Here is a 21,237-nt window from a genome sequence, read left to right as displayed (position 1 = left end):
GCTCTCAGCGAGCCGCCGCGTCGAAGACCGATTCGCCCTCGACGAACGTCATCTTGACCCGGGTGGCGTGCACTTGGGTGATGGGCGCCTCGAAGGGGTTCTGGTCGACGACGATGATGTCCGCGAGCATGCCCGGGGCGATGTGGCCGACGCGGTGCGACATCCCCTCCTGGCGTGCGGAGTTGACCGTGAACAGGTCGAAGGCCTGCTCCAGGGTGATGGCTTGGGACGGGCCGAAGGAGTCGGCGCTGCCCCCTGGCTCCTGCCGGGTGACGAGCGTTTCGATGGCGGACCACGGGTTGACCGACGGCACGACGCACCAGTCCGACCCCGCCACGACCAGCGCGCCCGCTTCGAGCATCTCGCGCACCGGCCACACGCGTTCGATCGCCGCCGGGCCGACGGCAGCCGCGATGTCGGAGCAGATCGGGGAGGGCTGCCACAGGTAGGGAGAGACCTCGAACGTCGCGCCGATCCGCGACGCGCGCTCGATGTCGCTCTTCGCCACGAACGTGCAGTGTCCTACGTTGTGCATGTGCGGGCCGTGTCCGTTGGCCGTGCGGGCGGCCTCGATGGCGTCCAGGGCCGCCCTGACCGCCGCGTCCCCGGCGGCATGGAACTTGACCGTGATGCCCATCCGGTCGAAGCGGGTCACCGCCTGATTGAGGACCTTGGGCGCGATCGCGAGCATTCCGTGCCGACCGGCCCCGCCGTCCCGCCCCTCCACGGTGTCTTTGTACGGTTCGATCATCGCCGCCGTGTGGCTGTCGGTCGGCACCCCGTCGAGGAAGATCTTCACGCAGTCGGGCGCGATGTGGCCGCTCGCGTGCAGGTTCCGAGCCCCGATCACGTCCTCGCACGTGGGGTCGTAGGGGGACCACACGAGACTGAGGCGTACGCGCTGTTTGACGGCCCCGCGCGCGGCGAGCCGGGTGTAGGCGCGCAGCTCGGCCCGCGGCCCCGCGGTGAACCCGACCGCGGCTTCCGTGAACGACGTGATCCCGTGGGACAGCATCTCCTTGAGGGCCCACTCCAGAGCCGCCTCGACGGCGTCGTCGGCCGGTTTGGGGGCCGAGGCGGCGAGCAGATCGGCTGCGGTCTCGCGCTGGATGCCGCTCGGGTTGCCCGCGAGGTCCCGCTCGAAGATGCCACCGGCCGGGTCGGGCGTGCCGGGGCCGATCCCGGCAGCGGCGAGCGCCGCGCTGTTCGCCCAGGAGCTGTGCCCGCTGGTGTCCTCCAGGAGTACCGGATGGTCGGGGGCGACCGCGTCGAGCAGGGTCCGGTCCGGGACGGTGCCGAGCGCGGACGTGTCCCACTGGCCGCCGAGTATCCAGGTGCCGGGGGCGGCCCGTGCCACGTGCTCGGCCACGATGCGCAGGGTGTGGGCCAGACTCGACCCCTGGGGGACCTTGCAGCGGCGTTCGCGGATTCCGGCGTAGATCGGATGCACGTGCAGATCGTGCAGGCCGGGAAGGACGGTGTCGCCGGCCAGTTCCACCACCCGGGTGTCCGGACCGCGCCGGTGCAGTACGTCCTCGCGCCCGCCGACCGTTTCGACGACACCGGCGCGCACGGCGAGCCCCTGAGCCCAGCCCGTGGGCGTCCTGACCTGCCCGCCCACCAGAATCGTGTCCGCGTACTGCTCGGTCATGGCGCTCCACCTCTCGCTGGGCGGCTCAGTGGCGGTTGATGAATCCGGCGTCGACGGGCAGCGTCACACCGGTGACGTAGCGGGCTTCGTCCGAGGCCAGCCACAGCACGGCATGGGACACATCACCCGGTTCGATCGTGGCCACCGGCAGGGCGTTCGGCGACCCCGCGGAGAGAATCGGGTCCTGGGCGACGAACTCGACCATGGCCGGATCGGCGACCATGGCGGTGGCAACTCCGGTGGGGTGCACGGAGTTCACCCTGATGCTGTGCGGGGCGAGGTTGTTGGCGTACGTACGCATCAGCCCGACCACACCGTGCTTGGAGGCGGCGTAACCAAGCCCGCCGTTACTGGCCCCGCCGATGCCGACGAGCCCGGCGGTGGAGCTGACGATCACGATCGAGCCGCCCTGCCCGGCGGCGACCATCGAGGGGACGGCCACCTCGATGGTGTGAAAGGTGCCGGTCAGGTTCACGTCGATGGCGTCGTGCCACGCCTGCACCCTGTCCTCCACCAGCAGCGGCGCGATGCCCGCGTTGGCGACGACGACGTCGATCCGCCCGAACTCCTCAAGGCCCGCGTCGTACGCCTCTTGGAGCGCGGCCCGATCACGCACGTCCGCCTGCCGTGCCACGACGCGGCGCCCCAGGGCCTCGACTTCCTCGACGGCGTCGCCCAGGTCCTCCGGCGTCGACAGCGGATAGGGCACGGTGTCGACCGACCGGCAGATGTCCACGATGACCAGGTCGGCGCCTTCCTCGGCCATCCGCCGCACATGGCTGCGGCCGAGCCCCCCGGCCGCCCCGGTGACGAAGGCCACCTTGCCGTCAAGACGCCCCTTGACCCGCTGAGTCTCCTCGTCCGGCATGACGTGGCTCCTTGCTGGATCCCTCCGCGAGGGCGCTGAGCGCCTCCCGCACCTCCTCTTCGAAGTAGTAGCCCGCTGACAGGCCGTACGCCAGTACATGCTCGGCTGCTTCCTCGGTTCCGAGCCGGGCGAGGGCTCGGAGCGCGGCCCGGGTGCAGAAGTACCGGTGCTCGTCGGCCAGCAGCACCCCCAACGAAGCGGCACTCTCCGGCGAGTGCCGACCGCCGAGGGCATCGGCCACCGCCGCGTGGATCTCATCCGGGTGAGGCGTCCTGGCCAGTTGGCCCAGGGCGGCGTCCACTTCAGGCCCTTCACACCCGGCGAGCGCGGCGATCAGCTCACCCGCGACGTCCGTCCGAAGCTGCCCGGAGAGCGATACGAGGACAGGTGCGGCCGGAGCGCCGATCCGGCCCAGGGCGTGGAGCGCGGCCCGCGCGGCTTCGCGGTTCGCGTCGCGCGCCACGACCACCCCGAGCGCCTCGGCCGCCTCGGGCGACGGGAACTCGCCCAGGGCGTCCACCGCACGCAGCCGCACCGGTTCCTTCGCAGAGCACGCGCAGGCGAGGAGCACGGGAAGCGACTCCGGGGCGCCGATCAGACCCAGGGCGCGCACGGCGTGCGCGCGCAGGGTGCCGGGCTCCGCCTCGTCCGCCGCCAGCGCCGCGAGCCGCTCGGCGGCCGGACGGTGACGCAGGGCGCCGAGCGCGTCCGCGGCGGCGGTACGCAGCTTCGGCGGCTCCTCCTCGTCCAGTGCGGCCAGCAGGAGCGGGGTGGCTTCCTCGCTGCCCAGGAGTCCCAACGCTACGGCTGCTCCCCAGCGTTGAGGGCCCTCACCCCCGTCGGCCAGCAGGGTGAGCAGTTCCCCGACGGGCGGGGCGCGAAGGCGGGACACCTCGCTGGCGACGGCCTCGACGATCCTCTCGTCGCCGAGGGCGGCCAGCAGGGCGTCGACCGTCTGCTCGCCCCCGAGCGCGCCGAGGGCCGCGGCCGACGCCCTGCGTACGGTGGTCGTCGGCGCCGCACGCAGCAGCTTGACCAGGGCGGCGTTGTCCTCGCCGGACCTGGAGTCGCCCAGCTTGGGCCGTTTCACCACCTGGCCGCAGACGGCCAGGACGGCGGAGGGCGGTGCGTGAGGACTGCGGGGGTCGTATACGGCAATCCGCAGCACGCCCCACAGCTGATGTCGGCCTTCGTGCGTTCGGGACAGCAACTGTGCTGCTGCGTGGGCGGTTTCGCGGTCCGGATCGCACAGCGCCCGCAGCAGCAGGTGTTCGTGGTGTCGACCGGGCCGGGACAGCTGATTGATCCGGGGAAGTGCGCACAGCGCCTCGACCGCCGCCCTGCGCAGGTCGACGGGTGAGTCCTGCGCGTGGGCGAGGAAGAGCAGGGCAGGTCCCGCGCGAGGATCGCGCAGTTCGCCGAGGACCTGCACGGCCCGCACCGCGTCGCCGGGCAGCAGCACCCACAGCGCGACGAGGAGCGGGTGCACCGCCTCTGGAGGGCGCAGCTCGGCCAGCGCGTCGAGGACCGCAGGTGAAGCGGGCTCATCGGTCAGCCGGTCGACGAGCGCGCGGACGGCCTCCGGTCCGCCGATGGCGGCCAAGGCCCGGAGCACGGCGGCTTCCTGCTCCACCTCCCGCTCCGTGCCGAGGGATCGCAGGAGCGCGGGGACCGCACGGGGTTCACGCAGCCGCCCCAAGGCCGTGACGGTCACCTCGAAGTTCCAGCCGCGCGCCTTGCCGGGCGACTCCAGGTACGCGATGAGAGCGTCCGCGGCCGACGGGTCCGCGAGATCGCCGAGCAACGCGACGGCCATCGACGCGGTCATGTCGTCACCCGACCGCAGGGCCTCGCACAGGCCCTCGGCATCACCGTCCACCCGCATCCGGGCCAGGTCGGGTTGTGGCGGGGGCTGCTCCATTCAGGACTCCTGGTCGTCGTCCGCCATTGCCACGTACAGCGGCGTGCCGATGACGATGTTCAGCTCCCGCCCGTCGTCCAGCGTGATGCTGCCGCGCAACAGCCGCCGGGCGAGGAATTCACAGAAGACGCCGGGCACGATCAACCTCTCCGACATCTCAAGCACGTCGTGCAGCGCGCCCTCCTCATGCGTCGGATGCGTTCGCACTACCGAGGGAAGGCCGAGAGGCCAGTCCTCCGGGGCGTCCCGCAGGAGCTGGAAGAGGGCGGGCAGTGCGGAGAAGGCACGCACCATCACGTCCGGAGCGGGCCGCTGTCCGATCAGGTGGTGCGCCGACCCGATGAGCGCCACGACCGTGTCACCCTCGCGACCCGTCATGAGCACCGGGCCCTCCGAGGACCCGTAGCCGCCGGTACGCAACGCCATGTCACCGCGGAACCAGGACCTCGGTTCCGTCATCCAGCTGACGTCGAACTCCCGCTCCAGGTACTTCTCGACGATGTCGAGCTGGTCATACGTGGTGGCATCCGCGCGCGGCGACTGCACGGCGACGCTCAGCACCTTCAGGTCGACCTTCGCCTCCACGGCGAGCCGCTTCAGGAGCTTCTGCGGGATCTGTCCGTACAGCATGTCCAGCTTGGCGGCGGACAGGTACAGGTAGTACCGCACGGGCGGTCAGGCGCGGGCCTGGGGGAGGGACAGGAACGCGGTCCAGGCGTCCGGGGCCACGGTGAGGTGCGGGGCGCCGTCCGGGTTCTTGGAGTCGCGGATGTGTACGGCGGCGGGGTGCGCGGCGAATTCCAGGCACTGGCCGCCTTGCTCGCTGCTATAGCTGGACTTACGCCAGGCGTAGGCGACTTCGAGGCAGGCGCCGCCCTGCTCACTGCTGTAGCTGGACTTGAACCACTCAAGCGCGATGCTGCCGCTCATTGCTCTCCTAGCAATCGGTCCAACAGGCCTCTGGTCTCATGGGGGTTGAGGGCCTGTGTCCGCAGCATCGCACATTTGCGCTCCAGGATGGATACCTCGTCCGGGTTGGTGATCAACTGGCTGCCGCGCTGAGCCTCGGTGTAGCCCAGCCGCTGGTGGTCCGGGGTTTCGATCAGGATGAACGGCCCGGACAGCCCGGCGTGAAAGCTGCGGCCGACCGGCATGACCTGGAGCGTGACGCCTGGCAGGCCGGCCAACTCGCGCAGGTGCAGCATCTGCTCGACGTACACTTCGTCACCGCCCAGGCGGTCCATCAGGGTCACCTCGGAGATGATGAAGCAGATCGTCGGCGGCTCCTTGCGGTGAAGGATCTCCTGGCGCTCCATGCGGGCCGCCACGCGTAGTTCGATCTCGTCCTCGGTGAGAGCCGGAACGTCGTTCTGGAACACGCCCCGCGCGTAGACCGGTGTCTGAAGCAGCCCCGGCAGGACCTGGTTGTCGTACCAGGACAGTGCGAGCGCCTCGCGCTCCAGGTCCATGTACTCCTCGGCCCACCGAGGAACCAGATCCACCTCCGGCATATTCTCGACGGCCGTCTCCAACGTCCGGTTGGTGCCGAGGAGTTGGTCCAGCTGCACCGCCAGGTCCATCTTCAGCGGCCGCCGCCCCTGCTCGATGGAGGCGATCAGCTCCTCGCTGATGACGAACCGCTCGGCCAGCGACCTCTGTGTGTACCCGGCGGCCTCCCGGTGGACGGCGAGCAGCGCCCCCACCATGCGCATCGCCGAGGCATTTCGCCGTGACCGTCGCTTTGGGCTGTTCATACGGTGCAACTCCCCACCAGAAGCCGCACGTTCACGCGGCCAAACCCGTACAGCCCGGCTGTACGGGTGCACGTACTGCTTCATGATGGCCACGGAGAGTGACTCTCGTCACGTGAACGACGAAACTCCACCCCCGTCCCCGCGCGAACGCTTCTACCGGCGCGAACGCCAGTCCGTCCCCGCCGCCCGCGCCTTCGCGGCCGACGCGCTCGCCGACTGGGGGGTCGGTGACCGCGCGTACGACATCACGCTCTGCGTGAGCGAGTTGGCGACGAATGCTCTCCTGCACGGGGTGCCGCCGGGTCGTGGGTTCCGGCTGAGCCTGGCCCTCTCCGGTGACGTACTTCGTGTCGAAGTGCACGACAGTGGAGGCGGATGGCCCCGGGGCGGCGGTGAGGGTGATGACGCCGACGAGTCGGGGCGCGGACTGCTGCTGGTGGCGGCACTGGCCGACAAGTGGGGAGTCGAGGAGCGCGATCCCGGCAAGGTCGTCTGGTGTGAGTTCACTCCGGCCGCTGCCTGTGCCCCGCTCATCGTGGCGCGGTCAACTTCCGTTCCGCACGGCTGCCTTGGTCCTCGCTGGTCACGGTGACCGTCTCCGCGCTCTTGTCACCGTCCCACCACTCCGCGAAAGCCCCGCTGAGGGTGTCGACCTTCTTCTGGGTCTCGTCGTCCTTGCGCGTGAGGTAGTCGGTCGAGACGGTGGCGGCGCCGGAGCCCTTCGCCCCGTACCCGATGCCGAGTGCGGTGATGTGCGGGGTGAGGCGTTCCCCGCTCGGGGAGTTCTTCGCGGCCCAGGAGCGGAATTCCTTGAGGAGGTTCGACGGTTTGTCGCCGTCGTAGAGCGTGGTCTTCGTCGCTGTCTTTCCGCCCTGCCCGAGGAAGTGTGCGCTCTTGGCGGCCGGGTCCGCGTCCCACCATGTCGTGAACGCCTCGGCGAGCGGCTCGACTTGGTCCTCGGCCTCGCCCCAGGGTCCGTAGTCGGTGAGGACCGAGACGACCCCGTCGCGGTCACCGGAGCGGTAGTCGAGGCTGACGTTCAGGGCGTGGCCCGCCAGGGCGTCGTCGCGCTCCGAGTCGTTCGTCTTCAGCCACGTACGGAACCCGAGCAGCAGGTTGGGGTTCGACTCGCGCGCGGACCCGCTGTCGCCGTCATCCCCGGAACACCCCACCGTCAGGAGCAGCGCTCCCGCCGTGAGCGCCGCCGCGCGCCTTCCGGTTCGAGTGAATCGCCCCGTCTTCCCCACTGCTTCTCTCCGATCAACCGGCCGGTGCAATACAACACTTACGGGGCAAGTAGCAAGTTTCGCCCCCAATCGACACATCGTTCGATCTGTGCGTAACGTACCTTCTCGATTGATCTGTACCAATCGGACCCCGGATGGCCGGGGTCCGTTTTTGTGGGGGAACACCACCGTGAGAATGAAACGCAGCCTGACTGCGACAGCCGCGGCGACCGCAGTCGCCGCGCTCCTGACCGCCGCGGGACCGGCCTGGTCCGCCCCGGACCCGACCCCGGCGCCGACGACCACCGCGGCCACGCCGACGCCGACTCCGACGCCGACCTCGGTCCCGTCGGAAGTCTCGGCCCCGACCCCGACCCCGACGCCGACTCCGACCCCGTCCAAGACATCGAAGTCGCCGTCCCAGGACCCTGACCAGGACCTGGCCCGCGAGCTCGAGAAGTTCTGGACGCCGGAGCGGATGGCCCAGGCCAAGCCGGTCGAGGAGCAGCAGGTCCGTGAGGCCGCGGCGGCCGAGGACGCCAAGACGGACGCAGAGGAGGGCTCCGGGGGGAGCGACGAGGAGGCCGCGCCCCGCGAAGGCATGCTGCGCTCGCCCTCGCACACCTTCAAGGGCATCAAGGAAGTCGGCACCTTCTACTGGGCGCAGAAGGCGGGCAACGACTACCCGGACCGCTACGACTACCGCTTCTGCGGCGGCACCGTCGTCCCGTCCCCGGGCAAGAACCTGGTCGCGTCGGCAGCGCACTGCTTCGACAGCAATGACCAGAAGTCGAACTTGGTCTTCGTGCCGCAGCACAGCGCGAAGAGCCCGATGCCGCACGGCATGTACCCCATCAAGAAGGGCCACATCTTCAAGGACCCCGGCTACACCGGGTCCAAGAAGAGCGAGGAAGACTTCACCGACGTCGACGTCGCGTTCCTCGCCACAGAGCCGCGCAGCGACGGCAAGGAGGTCGAGAGCGTCGTCGGGGCCGTCCCGATGGGCTTCAACACCGGCTTCCACCACACCGCGCACGCCATCGGCTACCCGTACCTGTACGGCGGCGGCAACTACAAGCCGAAGCAGGACCCGCTCAGCTGCACCACGCCGACGAAGAAGTACACCACCGGCAACACGAAGGACAGCGGCGGCCGGCTCTGGCGCGGCGGCACCTTCACCGAGATCAACTGCGACGGCTACGTCGGCGGCACCTCCGGCGGTCCCTTCATCACCGCGGGCGGCGAGTCGGCCAAGCTGATCGGCGTCACCGGCGGCTGGCTCACCGGCGGCCACAGCGCCAACACCTCGTACTCGTCGTACTTCGACGACGACGTCAAGCGGATCTACGACGCCGCGAAGGCGGGCAGGCAGTCCGCGAGCATCAACCCGCCGCCGATGGCCGACCCGGTCCTGCCCGGCGGCGGCACCTGGAAGCACGCCAAGTCCATAGCCAACGGCTACTTCGCCCTCGACGGCCCGGTCTCCGAGGACCGGATGGACATGTTCGTCATGTGGTCGGACGGCGAGCTGAGCGTCTACCGCGGCGCGGGCAAGGCCAAGAACCACTTCGACAAGGAGTTCAAGGTCCAGGGCCCGAGCGCTCTGTGGCGCGATCACGCCAAGCAGGTCGTCGCGGGCGACTTCACCGGCGACAACGGCTCCGACCTCGTCGTCCGCTGGTCGGACGGCGAGGTGACGCTCTACCCGTCGGTCGACGAGCAGGGCTTCCACGGCGAGGTCCAGCTGGCCGCGCCGAACGCCACCTGGAAGCACGCCGAGGCGATGACCTCGGGCCGCTTCGGCGGCAACAAGTGGCAGGACGACCTCGTCGTGCGCTGGTCGGACGGTGAAGTGACGCTCTATCAGAACACCGGCGACAACAGGCGGCTAGGCAAGGAGATCAAGGTCGTCTCGCCGGGCACGCCGGACGCCGGCACGTGGAAGCACGCCACGCAGATCACCGCGGGCGACTACTCGGGCGACGACACCTGGGATCTGATCGTGCGCTGGTCGGACGGTGAGCTGACGCAGTATCAGGACTTCACCGGCACCGGCTCGTCCTGGGGCGAGAACAAGTGGCAGGCTCCGAACGGCCTCTGGAAGCACGCCCTGATCGTCAGCGGCGGCGACTTCACCGACAACGCATGGGCCGATGACACCGTCGTGCGCTGGTCGGACGGCGAGCTGACCCTCTACACCGACGGCAACGCCTCCGGCATCGGCGCCGAGAACCAGCTCGTGGCGCCCGCGTAACCCGTGGGCAGAGCCTCTTGAGCGAGGGGCGCGAGGGGCGCGAGGGGCGGCGGCAACCTCGGGGTGCCGCCGCCCCTCTTCCTCTGCGGACGACCGTACGGAGACGACACACGGAGATCACCACACCATGAAACGCGTGTACGCAGGCGCCGTGGCCCTCTGCCTCGTCCTGTCGGGGTGCGACACGAAGCCCCAGGACGCCGCCCCCGCCCGGAAGTCGGAGCACCGCCTCCTGGAGCAGTTCCGCTCCTGGGCCCGGGACACCGACGAGTCCCGCACCGCACGCCACGCCCAGGCCCTGTACACGGTCGAACTCACCGACACCGACGCCGACGCCGAGCACGCCTACGACGTCGAGGTGAGGACCGATCTGTCCCCGAAGTCGGCAGGGGCCAAGGAGTTCACCGAGCTCTTCCGCACCTGGTGGGACGGCGACGACGGCGAGGGCACCGCGAGAGACCTCGTCCTGCTGGACGTACGCGGAGACCGCCTCACCCACGACCACCTGTTCCCGGCGCTCGGCAACGACGGCTACGACGTCCAGCACTACGGCCTGACCCTCGACTACACCCCGGACGGCAACCGGCTCGCGGGCACCGCCGTGATCACCGCGCGGGCGACCCGCGACCTGCCCCGTTTCGGCCTGGACTTCGCGGGCCTGCACGTGCGCGGGGCCCGCGTGGACGGCTCCGACGCGCGCTTCAGCAGGAAGAAGAACAAGCTGACGCTCACGCCCGCCCGGCCCATCGGCAAGGGCAAGACCTTCAAGGCCACCGTCCGGTACGACGGGACGCCCCGGATGCTCACGGCGGCCGACGGCGGCGACGAGGGCTGGATCGAGACGGACGACGGCGTGGCGGCGCTCGGCGAGCCCACCGGCTCCATGACCTGGTTCCCCGGCAACCACCACCCCTCCGACAAGGCGACGTACGACATCGACGTCACCGTGCCGTCCGACTACACCGCGGTCAGCAACGGAACGCTGCGCGGGACGCGGCAGCGGGGCGAGCGCACCACCTTCAGCTGGCGCAACTCCGAGCCCATGGCGAGCCACGCCGCGTCCGTCGTCACCGGCGTCTTCGACATCTCCACCAGCACGACGGACGACGGCCTGCCCCTCTACACGGCCGTCGACCCCGACGAGGCCGAGGGGCCCGTCGACGTCCCCGAGCTGCTGCCCGAAGTCATCGACTGGGCCAGTGACCGCTTCGGCCCCTACCCGTTCTCCTCGGCAGGCGCGGTCGTCGACCACCTCCCCGACCTCGGCTACGCCCTGGAGACGCAGACCAAGCCGTACTTCCAGGAGGCGCCGGACGCACGCCTGGTCGTCCACGAACTGGCCCACCAGTGGTTCGGCAACTCCGTCACGCCGCGTGCCTGGCAGGACATGTGGCTGAACGAGGGCTTCGCCACCTACGCCGAGTGGCTGTGGGACGAGGAGCACGGGCACCGCAGCGCCCAGGAGACCTTCGACTCCTTCTACGACGGCACGCACCCGGAGAGCGAGGGCATCTGGGACTTCCCGGCCGCCGACCCGCCGAGCGCCACCCGCGTCTCCGACTCACCCGTGTACGGCAGAGGCGCCATGACGCTGCACCAGCTGCGCAAGGCCGTGGGCGACCGCACCTTCTTCACCGTCCTGCGCACCTGGACGCGCGAGCACCGGCACAAGAACGCCGACACCGAGCAGTTCATCGCGCTGTGCGAGAAGGAGTCGGGGCAGGACCTCTCGGACCTGTTCGGGACGTGGCTCTTCTCGGCGGGCCGGCCCTAGCCGGCTCCGGCCCCTGACGTCAGGACGCGGTCACGGTGTACGTGCCGGACCCCGCCTTGTTGACCGCGCACGGCGGTCTTGGCGTCGGCCGGGTCGGAGTCCATCAGGAACAGCTCCGCGTCCTGGCTCGCGTCGGACGGCGTCGCGGTGACGGTGACCTCGGCGCCCGCCGCCGGGCAGGTGTCCCAGACGGCCGTCACGTCGTCCGCGCCGTTCATGGCCTTGGTGTCGGAGCCGGTGAGCAGCTTGCCGCTGTCGGCGACCTCGATGCGGTAGTCCGTCGTGGCCCTCCTGGCAGGTGTCTCACGGGATGAGTCTCTATCCGCGGGGAGGGAGAGGCCAGGGTGTGTTCCGGCCAACGAGGTGACACACGTGAAAGGGGCGGGAGTGGACCAGCCACTCCCGCCCCTGTGTTCGCCGCGCCCGGTCAGCTCAGGAGCTCGACCTCCGCGAGCGTCGCGGAGCCGTCCGGCACGAGCCGGTAGTGCGCGTACGCCCCCGGCTTGTCGACCGTGAAGACCCGGGTCTGGTGGTCCCAGGCGAAGGACTCACCGGAGCGCTTGTCCAGGTCCTTCCACTTCTCGCCGTCGGCGGAGCCCTGGAGGACCCAGCCGCGCGGCGCCTTCGCCTTGTCGGCCGCCGACGTCAGCGTGTACTGAACGGCCTTGGTCTCCTTGGCGACCGGAAGGTCCACGGCGGCGGACGAAGTGGCGTCCGTCTCCGAGGTGTTGTCGAAGAGCGCGCCATCACCCTTGATGGCGTCACCACGCGGCGACGGCACCTTGTCGTCCTGCGTGATGGACGAGGGCTGGGCGTTCTTGCCCGTGCCCCACGCCGAGGGCTTGGGTCCCATGTCGAACTCCAGGACACCGCCGCGGGCGATCTCCTTGTGCGGCAGGGCAGTTGAGGTCCACTTCTTGCCGTTGACCTTCAGGCCCTGCACGTACACGTTCTTCGCGCTGTTCTTCGGCGCCTTGACGACCAGGTCGCGCCCGCCGTCCAGGTGCACGGTCATCTTGGTGAACTGCGGTGAGCCGATGGCGTATTCACCGCTGCCCATGACCAGCGGATAGAAGCCGAGCGAGGAGAAGAGGTACCAGGCCGACTGCTCGCCGTTGTCCTCGTCGCCGTGGTAGCCCTGCCCTATCTCGCTGCCGGTGTAGAGGCGGGAGAGGACCTCGCGGACCTTCTCCTGCGTCTTGGACGGCTGCCCGGCCGCGTCGTACATGTAGGCGACGTGGTGGGCGACCTGGTTGGAGTGCCCGTACATGCCCATGCGTACGTCGCGTGCTTCGGTCATCTCATGGATGACGCCCCCGTAGGAACCCGCGAACTCGGCGGACCCGGTCTCCGGAGTGGCGAAGTACGTGTCGAGCTTGTCGCCGAGGCCCTTGCGGCCGCCGTACAGGTTCGCCAGACCGCGCGAGTCCTGCGGGGCGGTGAAGGCGTAGCCCCAGGCGTTCGTCTCCGTGTAGTCGTGACCCCACACGCGCGGGTCGAACTTCTCCGACGGGACGCGCCACTCGCCCTTCTTGTCCTTGCCCTGGAAGAAGCCCGGCGCGGTGCCTCCCCCTGCCGCCTTGTCGTCGAACAGCTTCACGTACTCACGGGCGCGGTTGAGGAAGTACTCGGACTCCTCCTTGTAGTGCTTCTCGCCCGTCTTCTTGTAGAGGGCCGTGCCCATGCGCGAGATGCCGTAGTCGTTGAGGTAGCCCTCCAGCGCCCAGGACAGGCCCTCGTGGGTCTCGCTCGGGGTGTAGCCGAGGAAGGGCGAGGTCTCCATGCCCTTGCGGCCGACGCCCGAACTCGGCGGCACGACCGTCGCGTTCTTCAGCGCCGCGTCGTACGCGTCCTTGGCGTCGAAGTCCACGCCCTTGACGTACGCGTCGGCGAACGCCACGTCCGACGAGGTGCCCGTCATCAGGTCCGCATAGCCCGGCGACGACCAACGGGACGTCCAGCCGCCGTCCTTGTACTGCTGTACGAAGCCGTCGACCAGCTCACCCGCCTTCTTCGGCGTGAGCAAGGAGTACGCGGGCCAGGTCGTGCGATACGTGTCCCAGAAGCCGTTGTTGACGTACGGCTTGCCGTCGACGATCTTCGCGCCGGTGTGCGTCGGGGTGTCGGGTCCCGTCTGCGGCGAGAACGGCGAGGCGTACTGGTACTTCGACTTGCCGCCCGAAGTGACCTTCTCGAAGCCCGAGTTGGGGTAGAGGTAGAGGCGGTACAGGCTGGAGTAGAGCGAGGTCCGCTGGCCCTCGCTCGCGCCCTGGACCTCGACCTTGCCGAGGATGTCGTCCCAGCTCTTCTGCGCGCGGTTCTTCACGCGGTCGAAGGAGGTGCCCGAGGGGATCTCGCTGTTCAGGTTGGCCTTGGCCTGGTCGAGGCTGATGAGCGAGGTCGCCAGGCGCAGATTGACCGTGCGGTCCTTGCCCGCCTTGAAGCGCAGATAGCCGGTGACGTCACCGCCGCCACCGCCCTCCAGCTTGCCGCCCGCGGTGACGGGGGCGTCGAAGGTCCCGTACACGAAGAGGCGGGTGGCGCCGGTGGAGAGGCCGGACTTGACGTCCGAGAAGCCGCTCACCACACCGCTCTCCTTGTCGAGGGTGAGGCCGCCCTTCTCCGAGACGTTGTCGAAGATGACGCTGGCGTCGTCACCCGGATAGGTGAACTTCATCATCGCCGCGTGATCGGTCGGGGCCATCTCGGCCTTCAGACCGTTCTCGAAGGTCACGCCGTAATAGTGCGGCTTCGCCGTCTCCTTCTCGTGCTTGAAGGGCAGCGCGCGCTTGGTGCGGGACGCCGACGGGGTGTCCTTGTCCACCGACGGCATCATCTGGAAGGTCTGCCGGTCGCCCATCCAGGGGCTCGGCTCGTGGCTCGCGCTGAACGCCTGGATCGTCGGCAGGTTGTCCGCGTTGTTGCCGCGCGCGTAGTCGTAGAGCCAGCTCAGGGAGCCCGCGTTGGTCACCGGCGTCCAGAAGTTGAACCCGTGCGGGACGGCCGTCGCGGGGAAGGTGTTGCCGCGCGAGAAGCCGCCGCTGGAGTTGGTGCCGCGCGTGGTGTCCGCGTAGTCCGAAGGGTGGGCCTTCGGCTTCGCCGGAGCCTTCTCCTTCAGGGACACGTCGTCCACCCAGCCACGGAACTTCGCCGGACCCTTGGGGGAGTCGTACGCGAGGAGCACGCGGTCCACGGTCTTGCCGCGCGCGACCTGCCCGATCCGCGAGGCCACGTTGTTCCACTGGTTGACGTAGAGACCCTTCGCGGCGCCCTGACCCTGCGGGGTCAGCTGGAAGCCGTGCTGGTCCATCGCCTTGAGGTCACTCAGATAGGTGCCGTCGGTGAAGGCCAGGTCCATGGACACGTTCGTGGCGTCGTAGTCGAGGTCGCCCTCCGCCATGGACGGGAAGACCCGGTACGAGAGCTCGGTGTCACGCCGCACCGCGACGTTCACGTCGAAGACCTTGTTGTACGAATAGCCGCGTGCGTCCGCCTTGTGCGTGCCCGCGTAACGCAGTGCGTGCTTTCCGGTGAACCCGGCGCCCGACTTCGCGGTGGGGGAGCCGCTGGGGCCCCGGTCCACGAGGGAGAGCATGTCCTCGGGGACGGGCGACTCGCTGCCGCCGACGGAGAGCTGGACGTCGGAGAGCTGGAGGGCGTCGGACGCGCCGTTGTTGGCGGTGACGTCCAGGCGGTAGTGCGCGTACGCCGTGTCGTTCTCGAAGTCGTACTTCTTCGTCTGGTGGCGCTTGTCGAACGCTTCACCCTTACGGGTGTCGAGGACCTTCCAGTCCTTGCCGTCCGTGGAACCCTTGAGGGTGAAATCCTTGGGGTCGCGCTCGTCGTGGTCGTTCGCCGACGTCAGCGCGTACGTCACGGCCTTGGCCGGCTCGTCCAGGTCGAACTCGACCCAGCCGGTGGGCTCGAAGGTGAGCCACTTGCTGGTCGGCTCCCCGTCGATCAGGTTCTCCTTGACCTCGCCGCTCCCGGAGTTCTCGCCGCTGGCGCGGACCTCCGTGACGTGGTCGTTCACACTGCCGGGGATGCCCGAACTGAACGCGCCGTTGACACCGGCGGTCCGCTTCTTTCCGTCGGGGCCGGTCTCCACGGTGTTCAGCCAGTCGGGCTGGGCCTCACCCTCCTCGAAGGAGGAGACGAACTCCGCGGTGGCTTTGGGTGGTTTATCCGGTTTGGCGACGGCGGCTCCCTGCGCTGTCGCGACGAGCGTGAACGCGGCCGCTCCGAGGACCGCGGCCGAACGGTGGTGTCTGAAGCGAGGTCTGCGTGATCTGTGCGGCATCCCCGAGCCCCTCCCTGCGAGTTGGACAACGTTGTCATATCGCTGCGCAAGGTCCAGTAGGGCGCCAAGTTGCCGGTGGTGTCAAGGCTGTTGGAAGGGTCGGCGGAGGACGGAAGGGGACGGTGGAGGCGGCGGGACCAGGGGGAAAGTCCAAGGGGAGCCTGGGGAAAGTCCAACGAGGAGCGAGGAAGGGAGAGGCAAGATCGGTGGGCGAGGCGGCGGGCCCCAAACACCCGCATTACCTCAGGAAACACTGTCCAGAACCCTGGCCGCATTTGCCAACACCGTGAACGAACCAGTCCACATCTCCGCGAGGTCTCAACTCGGGAAAGACTGCTGGCCCAAGCTGCATTCGATCTTGCTCTGCCGCCGAGAAGTGGACTATACCTATCGGCACCCTGAGTGGCGGGTGCAAGCCCTTGCCATGTAGTTGTCGCACACGTAACGCACCACCAAAGCTTCAACTGACCCGCGGTGTCGGGCCCTTCGCCACTGGCGAGCTGTCGGGAGCCCCGCACGCCGCCTGAGTCCTGGAGAAGGCGAGGACTTGAGCATGGGATCCACCAGCATCAACCGTCGTGACGTGATGAAGAGGGCGGCGGCCACCAGCCTTCTCGCAGTGCCGGCCGTAGGCGCCCTGAGTTCCTGCGCGAGCGGGGGCGGCGATGAGAACAAGGCGGAAAAGGGCGACAAGTCGAAGAAGAATCCGCTCGGCGTGAAGAAGGACGCCGGCCTCGCCGTGGTCGTCTTCAACGGCGGTTACGGCGACAAGTACGCCCAGTTCGTGACCGACATGTACAAGAAGCGGTACCCGGACTCGGACGCCGGCCAGAAGTCGACGACGAAGGTCGCCACTCAGGTACAGCCGAAGATCGTCCGCGGCAAGCCGACGGCCGACGTCATCAACAACTCCGGCGCCGACCAGATGAACCCCGGCAAGCTGGTCTCCAACGACCAGGTGGCGGACCTCACCGAGCTGCTCGACGCGCCGTCGTGGGACGACCCGAGCGTCAAGGTGCGCGACATCCTCGAACCTGCGGTCGAGGCGAGCGGCAATTTCGGTGGTCCTGGCACCTTCCAGGCCGGCATCTCGCTGACGGTCTACGGCACCTTCTACTCCAAGAAGCTCCTCGAAGAGGGCCTGGACTCCGAGTACCCCAAGACCTGGGACGAGATGCTGGCCGTCTGCAAGAAGGCCAAGGCCAAGGGCATCCACGGCTGGAGCTACCCGGGCGGCCACCCGCGGTACATGTTCTTCAGCATCTACACGATGTTCGCGCAGCGCGGCGGGCGCGAGATCACCACGGCCATGGACTACCTGGAGCCGGGCGCCTGGAAGAACGACGCGGTCAAGGACGTCTTCGAGGCCTGGGAGGAACTGGTCGCCAAGAAGTACGTCCTGACCGGCTTCGACGGCACCGAGGCGCACACGGAGATGCAGACCGCCTGGACCAAGGAGGGCAAGTGCGTCTTCGTGCCCAACGGCTCCTGGGTGGAGAACGAGGCCAAGGACACCACTCCGAAGGACTTCGGGATGTCGTTCGGCCCGAGCCCGTCCCTGGACTCGGGCGACAAGATGCCGTTCGGCACGATCAACGCGCCGGCCGGTGAGTTCTACGTCGTCCCCGAGAAGGCGCAGAACCGGCAGGGCGGCCTGGAGTGGCTGCGGGCGATGTACAGCAAGCAAGCCGCCCTGAACAACTTCAAGGAGCTCTCCGCTCTGCCGGTGGTCAAGGGGGCCATCGACGGCCAGGAAATGCCGCACGGCGTGGCGAGCGTGCAGGCGGCGATCAAGGCCGCCGGCAAGAACGTCGTCATCGCGAAGCACATGGACTGGTACAACGAGCTGTTCCGCGAGGACTTCAACAACATGATCGCCAAGTTCATGCTGGGCCAGATCGGCACCAAGCAGGCCATGGACATCATGGAGAAGGCCGGGGCCCGGATCCTCAAGGACCCTGACGTCGTCAAGGTCAAGAAGTCCTGATCAGCGGCGGATCGACCGAGAACGCGGGCACGTGAACGAGGCGGGGCGGAGTGGCGTGAAGAGTGACACCCGGGTGGACGATTCACCACCTTCGAAGAAGGCACCGGACCCGGCAGGACGGCCCAAGCCGCCGAACGGGCTGCTGTTCCTCCTGGCGGTGCTGCTGCCGCCCCGCTTCACGCCGCAGAGCGTGCGCTACGACCGGCGCTACCGGACGCTCGACAAGTACCGCTTCATCGCGGGCTTCCTGGCGCTGCCGCTCGCGTTCTACGCCCTGTTCGTGATTTCGCCCTTCATCCAGGCGATCTACTACTCGTTCACGGACTGGTCCGGCGGTCCGGTGGCGAACTTCATCGGCTTCGACAACTTCACCAAGATGTGGGACGACGAGCGCTTCTGGGACTCCCTGGAGGTCAGCGTCACGCTGGCGGTCGTCGCCCCGGTGATCACGCTCGTGCTCGGCATGTTCTTCGCGTACATGATCACGTCGGGCGGCAGGCACCGGAAGGGCCAGGCCATCGCGGGCGTCGCGGGCTCATCGGTCTACAAAGTCGTCTACTTCTTCCCCCAGGTCCTGTCCGTCGCGATCATCGCCGTGGTCTGGGGCCGCGTCTTCAACACCAACAGCGGTCTGATCAACGGCGGCCTCGACAAGGTGGGCTTCGACGGACCCGCCTGGCTGGGCGGCGACCGCTCGCTCGCCCTCATCGCGGTGATGATCGTGCTCTCCTGGAGCTTCGTCGGCTTCTACGTGGTGCTCTTCTCCGCCGCGATGGGCGCGATCCCCAAGGACATCTACGAGGCCGCGCTGCTCGACGGCGCGGGCCGGGGGCGGACCTTCTTCAGCGTGACGCTCCCGCTGATCTGGGACACCGTGCGGACCGGCTGGATCTACATGGGCATCCAGGCACTCGACTCGTTCGCGATCGTCCTGGTCATGGTTCCCGAACACGTCCTGAAGGTCACCCCGGTCTTCCTCTACGAACGGTTCCGTGACGGTCAGTACGGCTATGCCACCTCCATCGGCGTCGTCCTCCTCGTCCTCAGCATGGCGTTCTCGCTGATCGTCATGAGGATCGGGAACCGCGACCGGATCGAATACTAAAGACCGCGGGAGCCCTGCATCATGACCACGACCACCGCACCCCGCGCCGAGTCCGCCGACACATCCCGCCGGGAGGGCGACTCGGCGAGCGGCGCGACCCTGAACGTCTTCTCGCACGCCTTCCTCGTCCTGTGGGTGGTCCTCGCGGCGGGTCCCCTGATCTGGGTCGCCCTCACCGCGTTCCGTCCCTCGGTCGAGATCCTCAGCGACCCGATGGGCTGGCCGACCTCCTTCCACTGGGAGAACTTCACCAACGCGTGGACCGAGGCGAACATCGGCCAGTACGCCATCAACTCGGTGATCATCCTGGCGGGTTCGCTGACCGGCACCATGCTGCTCGGCTCGATGGCGGCCTATGTGATCGCCCGCTTCACCTTCCCGGGCAACCGGTTCATCTTCATGCTCTTCGCGGGCGGCATGATGTTCCCCGTCATCCTCGCCCTCGTCCCGCTCTTCGCGGTCATGGAGAACTTCGGTCTCCTGGACACCAGGCCGGGCCTGATGATCGCGTACATCGCGTACTCGCTGCCCTTCACCGTCTTCTTCCTGACGTCCTTCTTCCGCACGCTGCCGACCGGCGTGCAGGAGGCGGCGATGGTCGACGGGGCCTCGCACACGCGCACGTTCTTCCAGATCATGCTGCCGATGGCCAAGCCGGGCCTGGTCAGCATCGGCATCTTCAACTTCCTCGGCCAGTGGAACCAGTACCTGCTTCCGCTGCTGCTCAACAACGAGGAGGAGAGCAGGTACGTGCTGCCGCAGGGGCTCGCCACGCTGGCGGTCTCGCAGGGCTACCGGGGTGACTGGGGAGCGCTCTTCGCGGGTCTGACGATCGCGATGGTTCCCGTGCTCGTCGTGTACGCGGTGTTCCAGCGCCAGGTGCAGGCAGGCCTCACCGCGGGTGCTCTCAAGTGACCCTGAGCGCCGGTGATTTCAGCTTGGCCACGAAAGTGGTCTAGGCCTGTTGCGCCAATTCCGGCCGTGAGTAATGTCGGCCCCACGGCGCCGCGGGGGGAACCTTTTGCCCGCGTTCAAGTCGACACCGATGTCGAAGGGTTGAACAGCATGAGGAATCGAGTAATCGCCACCGGTGCGGCAACGCTCGCGATGGCCATGGGACTTACCGCCTGCGGCGGTGACAGCGACAGCGGCGACGGCAAGACCATCAAGATCGTCGCCGCCGACTACGGCGACAAGGCCTCGAACGCCTCCAAGAAGTACTGGGACGGCGTGAAGAAGGACTTCGAGGCCGAGAACAAGGACTACAAGGTCGACGTCCAGGTCATCAACTGGAACGAGATCGACAAGCAGGTCAAGAACATGATCCAGGCGGGTAACCAGCCCGACCTGCTCCAGACCGGCGGCTACGCGGACAAGGTCGCCGACGACCTGCTCTACAAGGCCGACGAGGTCCTCTCGCCCAAGACGCAGGAGAACATCATCCCCACCTTCGCCAAGGCCGGCGAGGTGAAGGGCACGCAGTACGGCATCCCGTGGGTCTCCTCCAGCCGCGTGATGTTCTACAACAAGGCCGTCCTCAAGAAGGCGGGCGTGAAGACGCCGCCCAAGACCTGGGACGAGGTCGCGGCGGCCGCAAAGAAGATCAAGTCCTCCAAGGCCGCCGACACCCCCTACGCCCTCCCGCTCGGCCCGGAGGAGACCCAGGGCGAGACGATGATGTGGGAGCTCGGCAACGGCGGCGGCTACACCGACGCGAGCGGCAAGTACACGCTCGACAGCGCCAAGAACGTCGAGACCTTCGACTGGCTGCAGAAGAACCTGGTCAAGCCCGGCCTCACGTACTCCAACCCGGCCTCCACCGACCGCAAGACGGCCTTCGCGGACTTCGCGGCCGGCAAGGTCGGCATGCTCAACGGCCACCCGAGCCTGATCCAGATGGCCAAGGGCGGCAAGGTCGACTACGGCGTCGCGCCGATCCCCGGCAAGACGGGCCCGCTGGACTCCACCCTCGGCGTGGCCGACTGGATGATGGCGTTCAAGGACGGTGGCGCGGAGAAGGAAGGCGTCAAGAAGTTCCTGGACTTCACGTACTCCAAGAAGATGCTGGAGTTCGACGAGATGTACAACCTGATGCCCGTCACCCAGGACACGCTCAAGACGATGCAGACCAACGGCAAGCACAAGGACCTGGAGCCGTTCTTCGAGGTCCTGCCGAACGCCAAGTTCTACCCGCTCGGCGACACCTCGTGGGACGTCATCTCCGCCGAGATGAAGAAGACCGGCGGCAAGGCCGCGAGCGACGACCCGAAGTCGGTCCTCGGTGACCTCCAGAAGAAGGCGGAAGACGCCGCGGCCGCTGCCAAGTAGCCGTCGGGCAGTGCCTCTTCGTTCCGTCCCTCTCGTACGTCCCGTTCGCTAGGAGACCTCGTGTCACTG

Annotated in this window: 16 protein-coding genes; 7 read left to right on the top strand and 9 right to left on the bottom strand. The window is 68.2% G+C overall.

Translation table 11 applies throughout. The features are described from left to right. Positions 1–4 precede the first annotated feature (4 nt). Genes ACFUPX_RS21135 through ACFUPX_RS21110 form a run of 6 tightly spaced genes read right to left on the bottom strand, consistent with a single transcriptional unit; the run spans position 5 to position 6,194 of the window. Positions 5–1,651 (bottom strand): amidohydrolase, encoded by a 1,647-nt coding sequence (locus ACFUPX_RS21135; RefSeq protein ID WP_383324516.1) that lies wholly within the window; start codon positions 1,649–1,651, stop codon positions 5–7. A gap of 25 nt (positions 1,652–1,676) precedes the next feature. Next, entirely contained in the window at positions 1,677–2,519 is an 843-nt protein-coding gene (locus tag ACFUPX_RS21130; RefSeq protein WP_383324513.1) for a mycofactocin-coupled SDR family oxidoreductase, read from the bottom strand. Further along, positions 2,479–4,440 (bottom strand): HEAT repeat domain-containing protein, encoded by a 1,962-nt coding sequence (locus ACFUPX_RS21125; RefSeq protein ID WP_383324510.1) that lies wholly within the window; start codon positions 4,438–4,440, stop codon positions 2,479–2,481. Before ACFUPX_RS21125 ends, ACFUPX_RS21130 begins: the two co-directional genes overlap by 41 nt. After that, on the bottom strand, positions 4,441–5,109 hold the full coding sequence (locus tag ACFUPX_RS21120) for a DUF7019 family protein (protein ID WP_383324507.1): 669 nt from the start codon (positions 5,107–5,109) through the stop codon (positions 4,441–4,443). Between the two features lie 6 nt (positions 5,110–5,115). Continuing rightward, positions 5,116–5,370: a DUF397 domain-containing protein gene (locus ACFUPX_RS21115; protein ID WP_383324504.1), complete on the bottom strand. Its 255-nt coding sequence runs from the start codon at positions 5,368–5,370 to the stop codon at positions 5,116–5,118. After that, a complete protein-coding gene (locus tag ACFUPX_RS21110) occupies positions 5,367–6,194 on the bottom strand; it encodes a Scr1 family TA system antitoxin-like transcriptional regulator (RefSeq protein WP_383324501.1) in 828 nt (275 codons plus the stop codon). Before ACFUPX_RS21110 ends, ACFUPX_RS21115 begins: the two co-directional genes overlap by 4 nt. Before the next feature lie 112 nt (positions 6,195–6,306). Between ACFUPX_RS21110 and ACFUPX_RS21105 the strand changes: the two genes are divergently transcribed. Then, positions 6,307–6,786 (top strand): ATP-binding protein, encoded by a 480-nt coding sequence (locus tag ACFUPX_RS21105; protein WP_383324498.1) that lies wholly within the window; start codon positions 6,307–6,309, stop codon positions 6,784–6,786. On the opposite strand, the gene ACFUPX_RS21100 is transcribed toward ACFUPX_RS21105, so the two are convergent. Continuing rightward, positions 6,725–7,441, bottom strand: a complete 717-nt coding sequence (locus ACFUPX_RS21100) for a hypothetical protein (protein WP_383324495.1) — start codon at positions 7,439–7,441, stop codon at positions 6,725–6,727. The two genes, ACFUPX_RS21105 and ACFUPX_RS21100, sit on opposite strands and share 62 nt — an antisense overlap. A gap of 175 nt (positions 7,442–7,616) precedes the next feature. Between ACFUPX_RS21100 and ACFUPX_RS21095 the strand changes: the two genes are divergently transcribed. Continuing rightward, on the top strand, positions 7,617–9,674 hold the full coding sequence (locus tag ACFUPX_RS21095) for a trypsin-like serine peptidase (protein ID WP_383324492.1): 2,058 nt from the start codon (positions 7,617–7,619) through the stop codon (positions 9,672–9,674). A gap of 127 nt (positions 9,675–9,801) precedes the next feature. Then, complete coding sequence (locus ACFUPX_RS21090; RefSeq protein WP_383324489.1) at positions 9,802–11,448, top strand: M1 family metallopeptidase; 1,647 nt, start codon at positions 9,802–9,804, stop codon at positions 11,446–11,448. Here the strand turns inward: ACFUPX_RS21090 and ACFUPX_RS21085 are convergent. Both ACFUPX_RS21085 and ACFUPX_RS21080 read right to left on the bottom strand, forming a co-directional pair. Further along, positions 11,445–11,807 carry a hypothetical protein gene (locus ACFUPX_RS21085; RefSeq protein WP_383324486.1) on the bottom strand — a complete coding sequence of 121 codons (363 nt, stop codon included), beginning with the start codon at positions 11,805–11,807 and terminating at the stop codon, positions 11,445–11,447. The two genes, ACFUPX_RS21090 and ACFUPX_RS21085, sit on opposite strands and share 4 nt — an antisense overlap. Before the next feature lie 68 nt (positions 11,808–11,875). Then, entirely contained in the window at positions 11,876–15,748 is a 3,873-nt protein-coding gene (locus ACFUPX_RS21080) for a GH92 family glycosyl hydrolase (protein ID WP_383324483.1), read from the bottom strand. A gap of 553 nt (positions 15,749–16,301) precedes the next feature. On the opposite strand from ACFUPX_RS21080, the gene ngcE reads away from it, so the two are divergent. From ngcE to ACFUPX_RS21060, 4 genes are all read left to right on the top strand, one after another. Next, positions 16,302–17,735: an N-acetylglucosamine/diacetylchitobiose ABC transporter substrate-binding protein gene (ngcE, locus tag ACFUPX_RS21075; RefSeq protein WP_383324480.1), complete on the top strand. Its 1,434-nt coding sequence runs from the start codon at positions 16,302–16,304 to the stop codon at positions 17,733–17,735. 190 nt (positions 17,736–17,925) lie between these two features. Continuing rightward, a complete protein-coding gene (locus tag ACFUPX_RS21070; RefSeq protein WP_383324639.1) occupies positions 17,926–18,840 on the top strand; it encodes a carbohydrate ABC transporter permease in 915 nt (304 codons plus the stop codon). Positions 18,841–18,861: 21 nt separating this feature from the next. Then, positions 18,862–19,755, top strand: coding sequence for a carbohydrate ABC transporter permease (locus ACFUPX_RS21065; RefSeq protein ID WP_383324477.1), 894 nt, complete (start codon positions 18,862–18,864; stop codon positions 19,753–19,755). Positions 19,756–19,905: 150 nt separating this feature from the next. After that, on the top strand, positions 19,906–21,168 hold the full coding sequence (locus tag ACFUPX_RS21060; RefSeq protein ID WP_383324474.1) for an ABC transporter substrate-binding protein: 1,263 nt from the start codon (positions 19,906–19,908) through the stop codon (positions 21,166–21,168). Positions 21,169–21,237: the final 69 nt, after the last annotated feature.

Source organism: Streptomyces sp. NPDC057302 (assembly GCF_042667685.1).
GTDB lineage: Bacteria > Actinomycetota > Actinomycetes > Streptomycetales > Streptomycetaceae > Streptomyces.
This window is presented reverse-complemented; position numbering and strand designations above follow the sequence as displayed.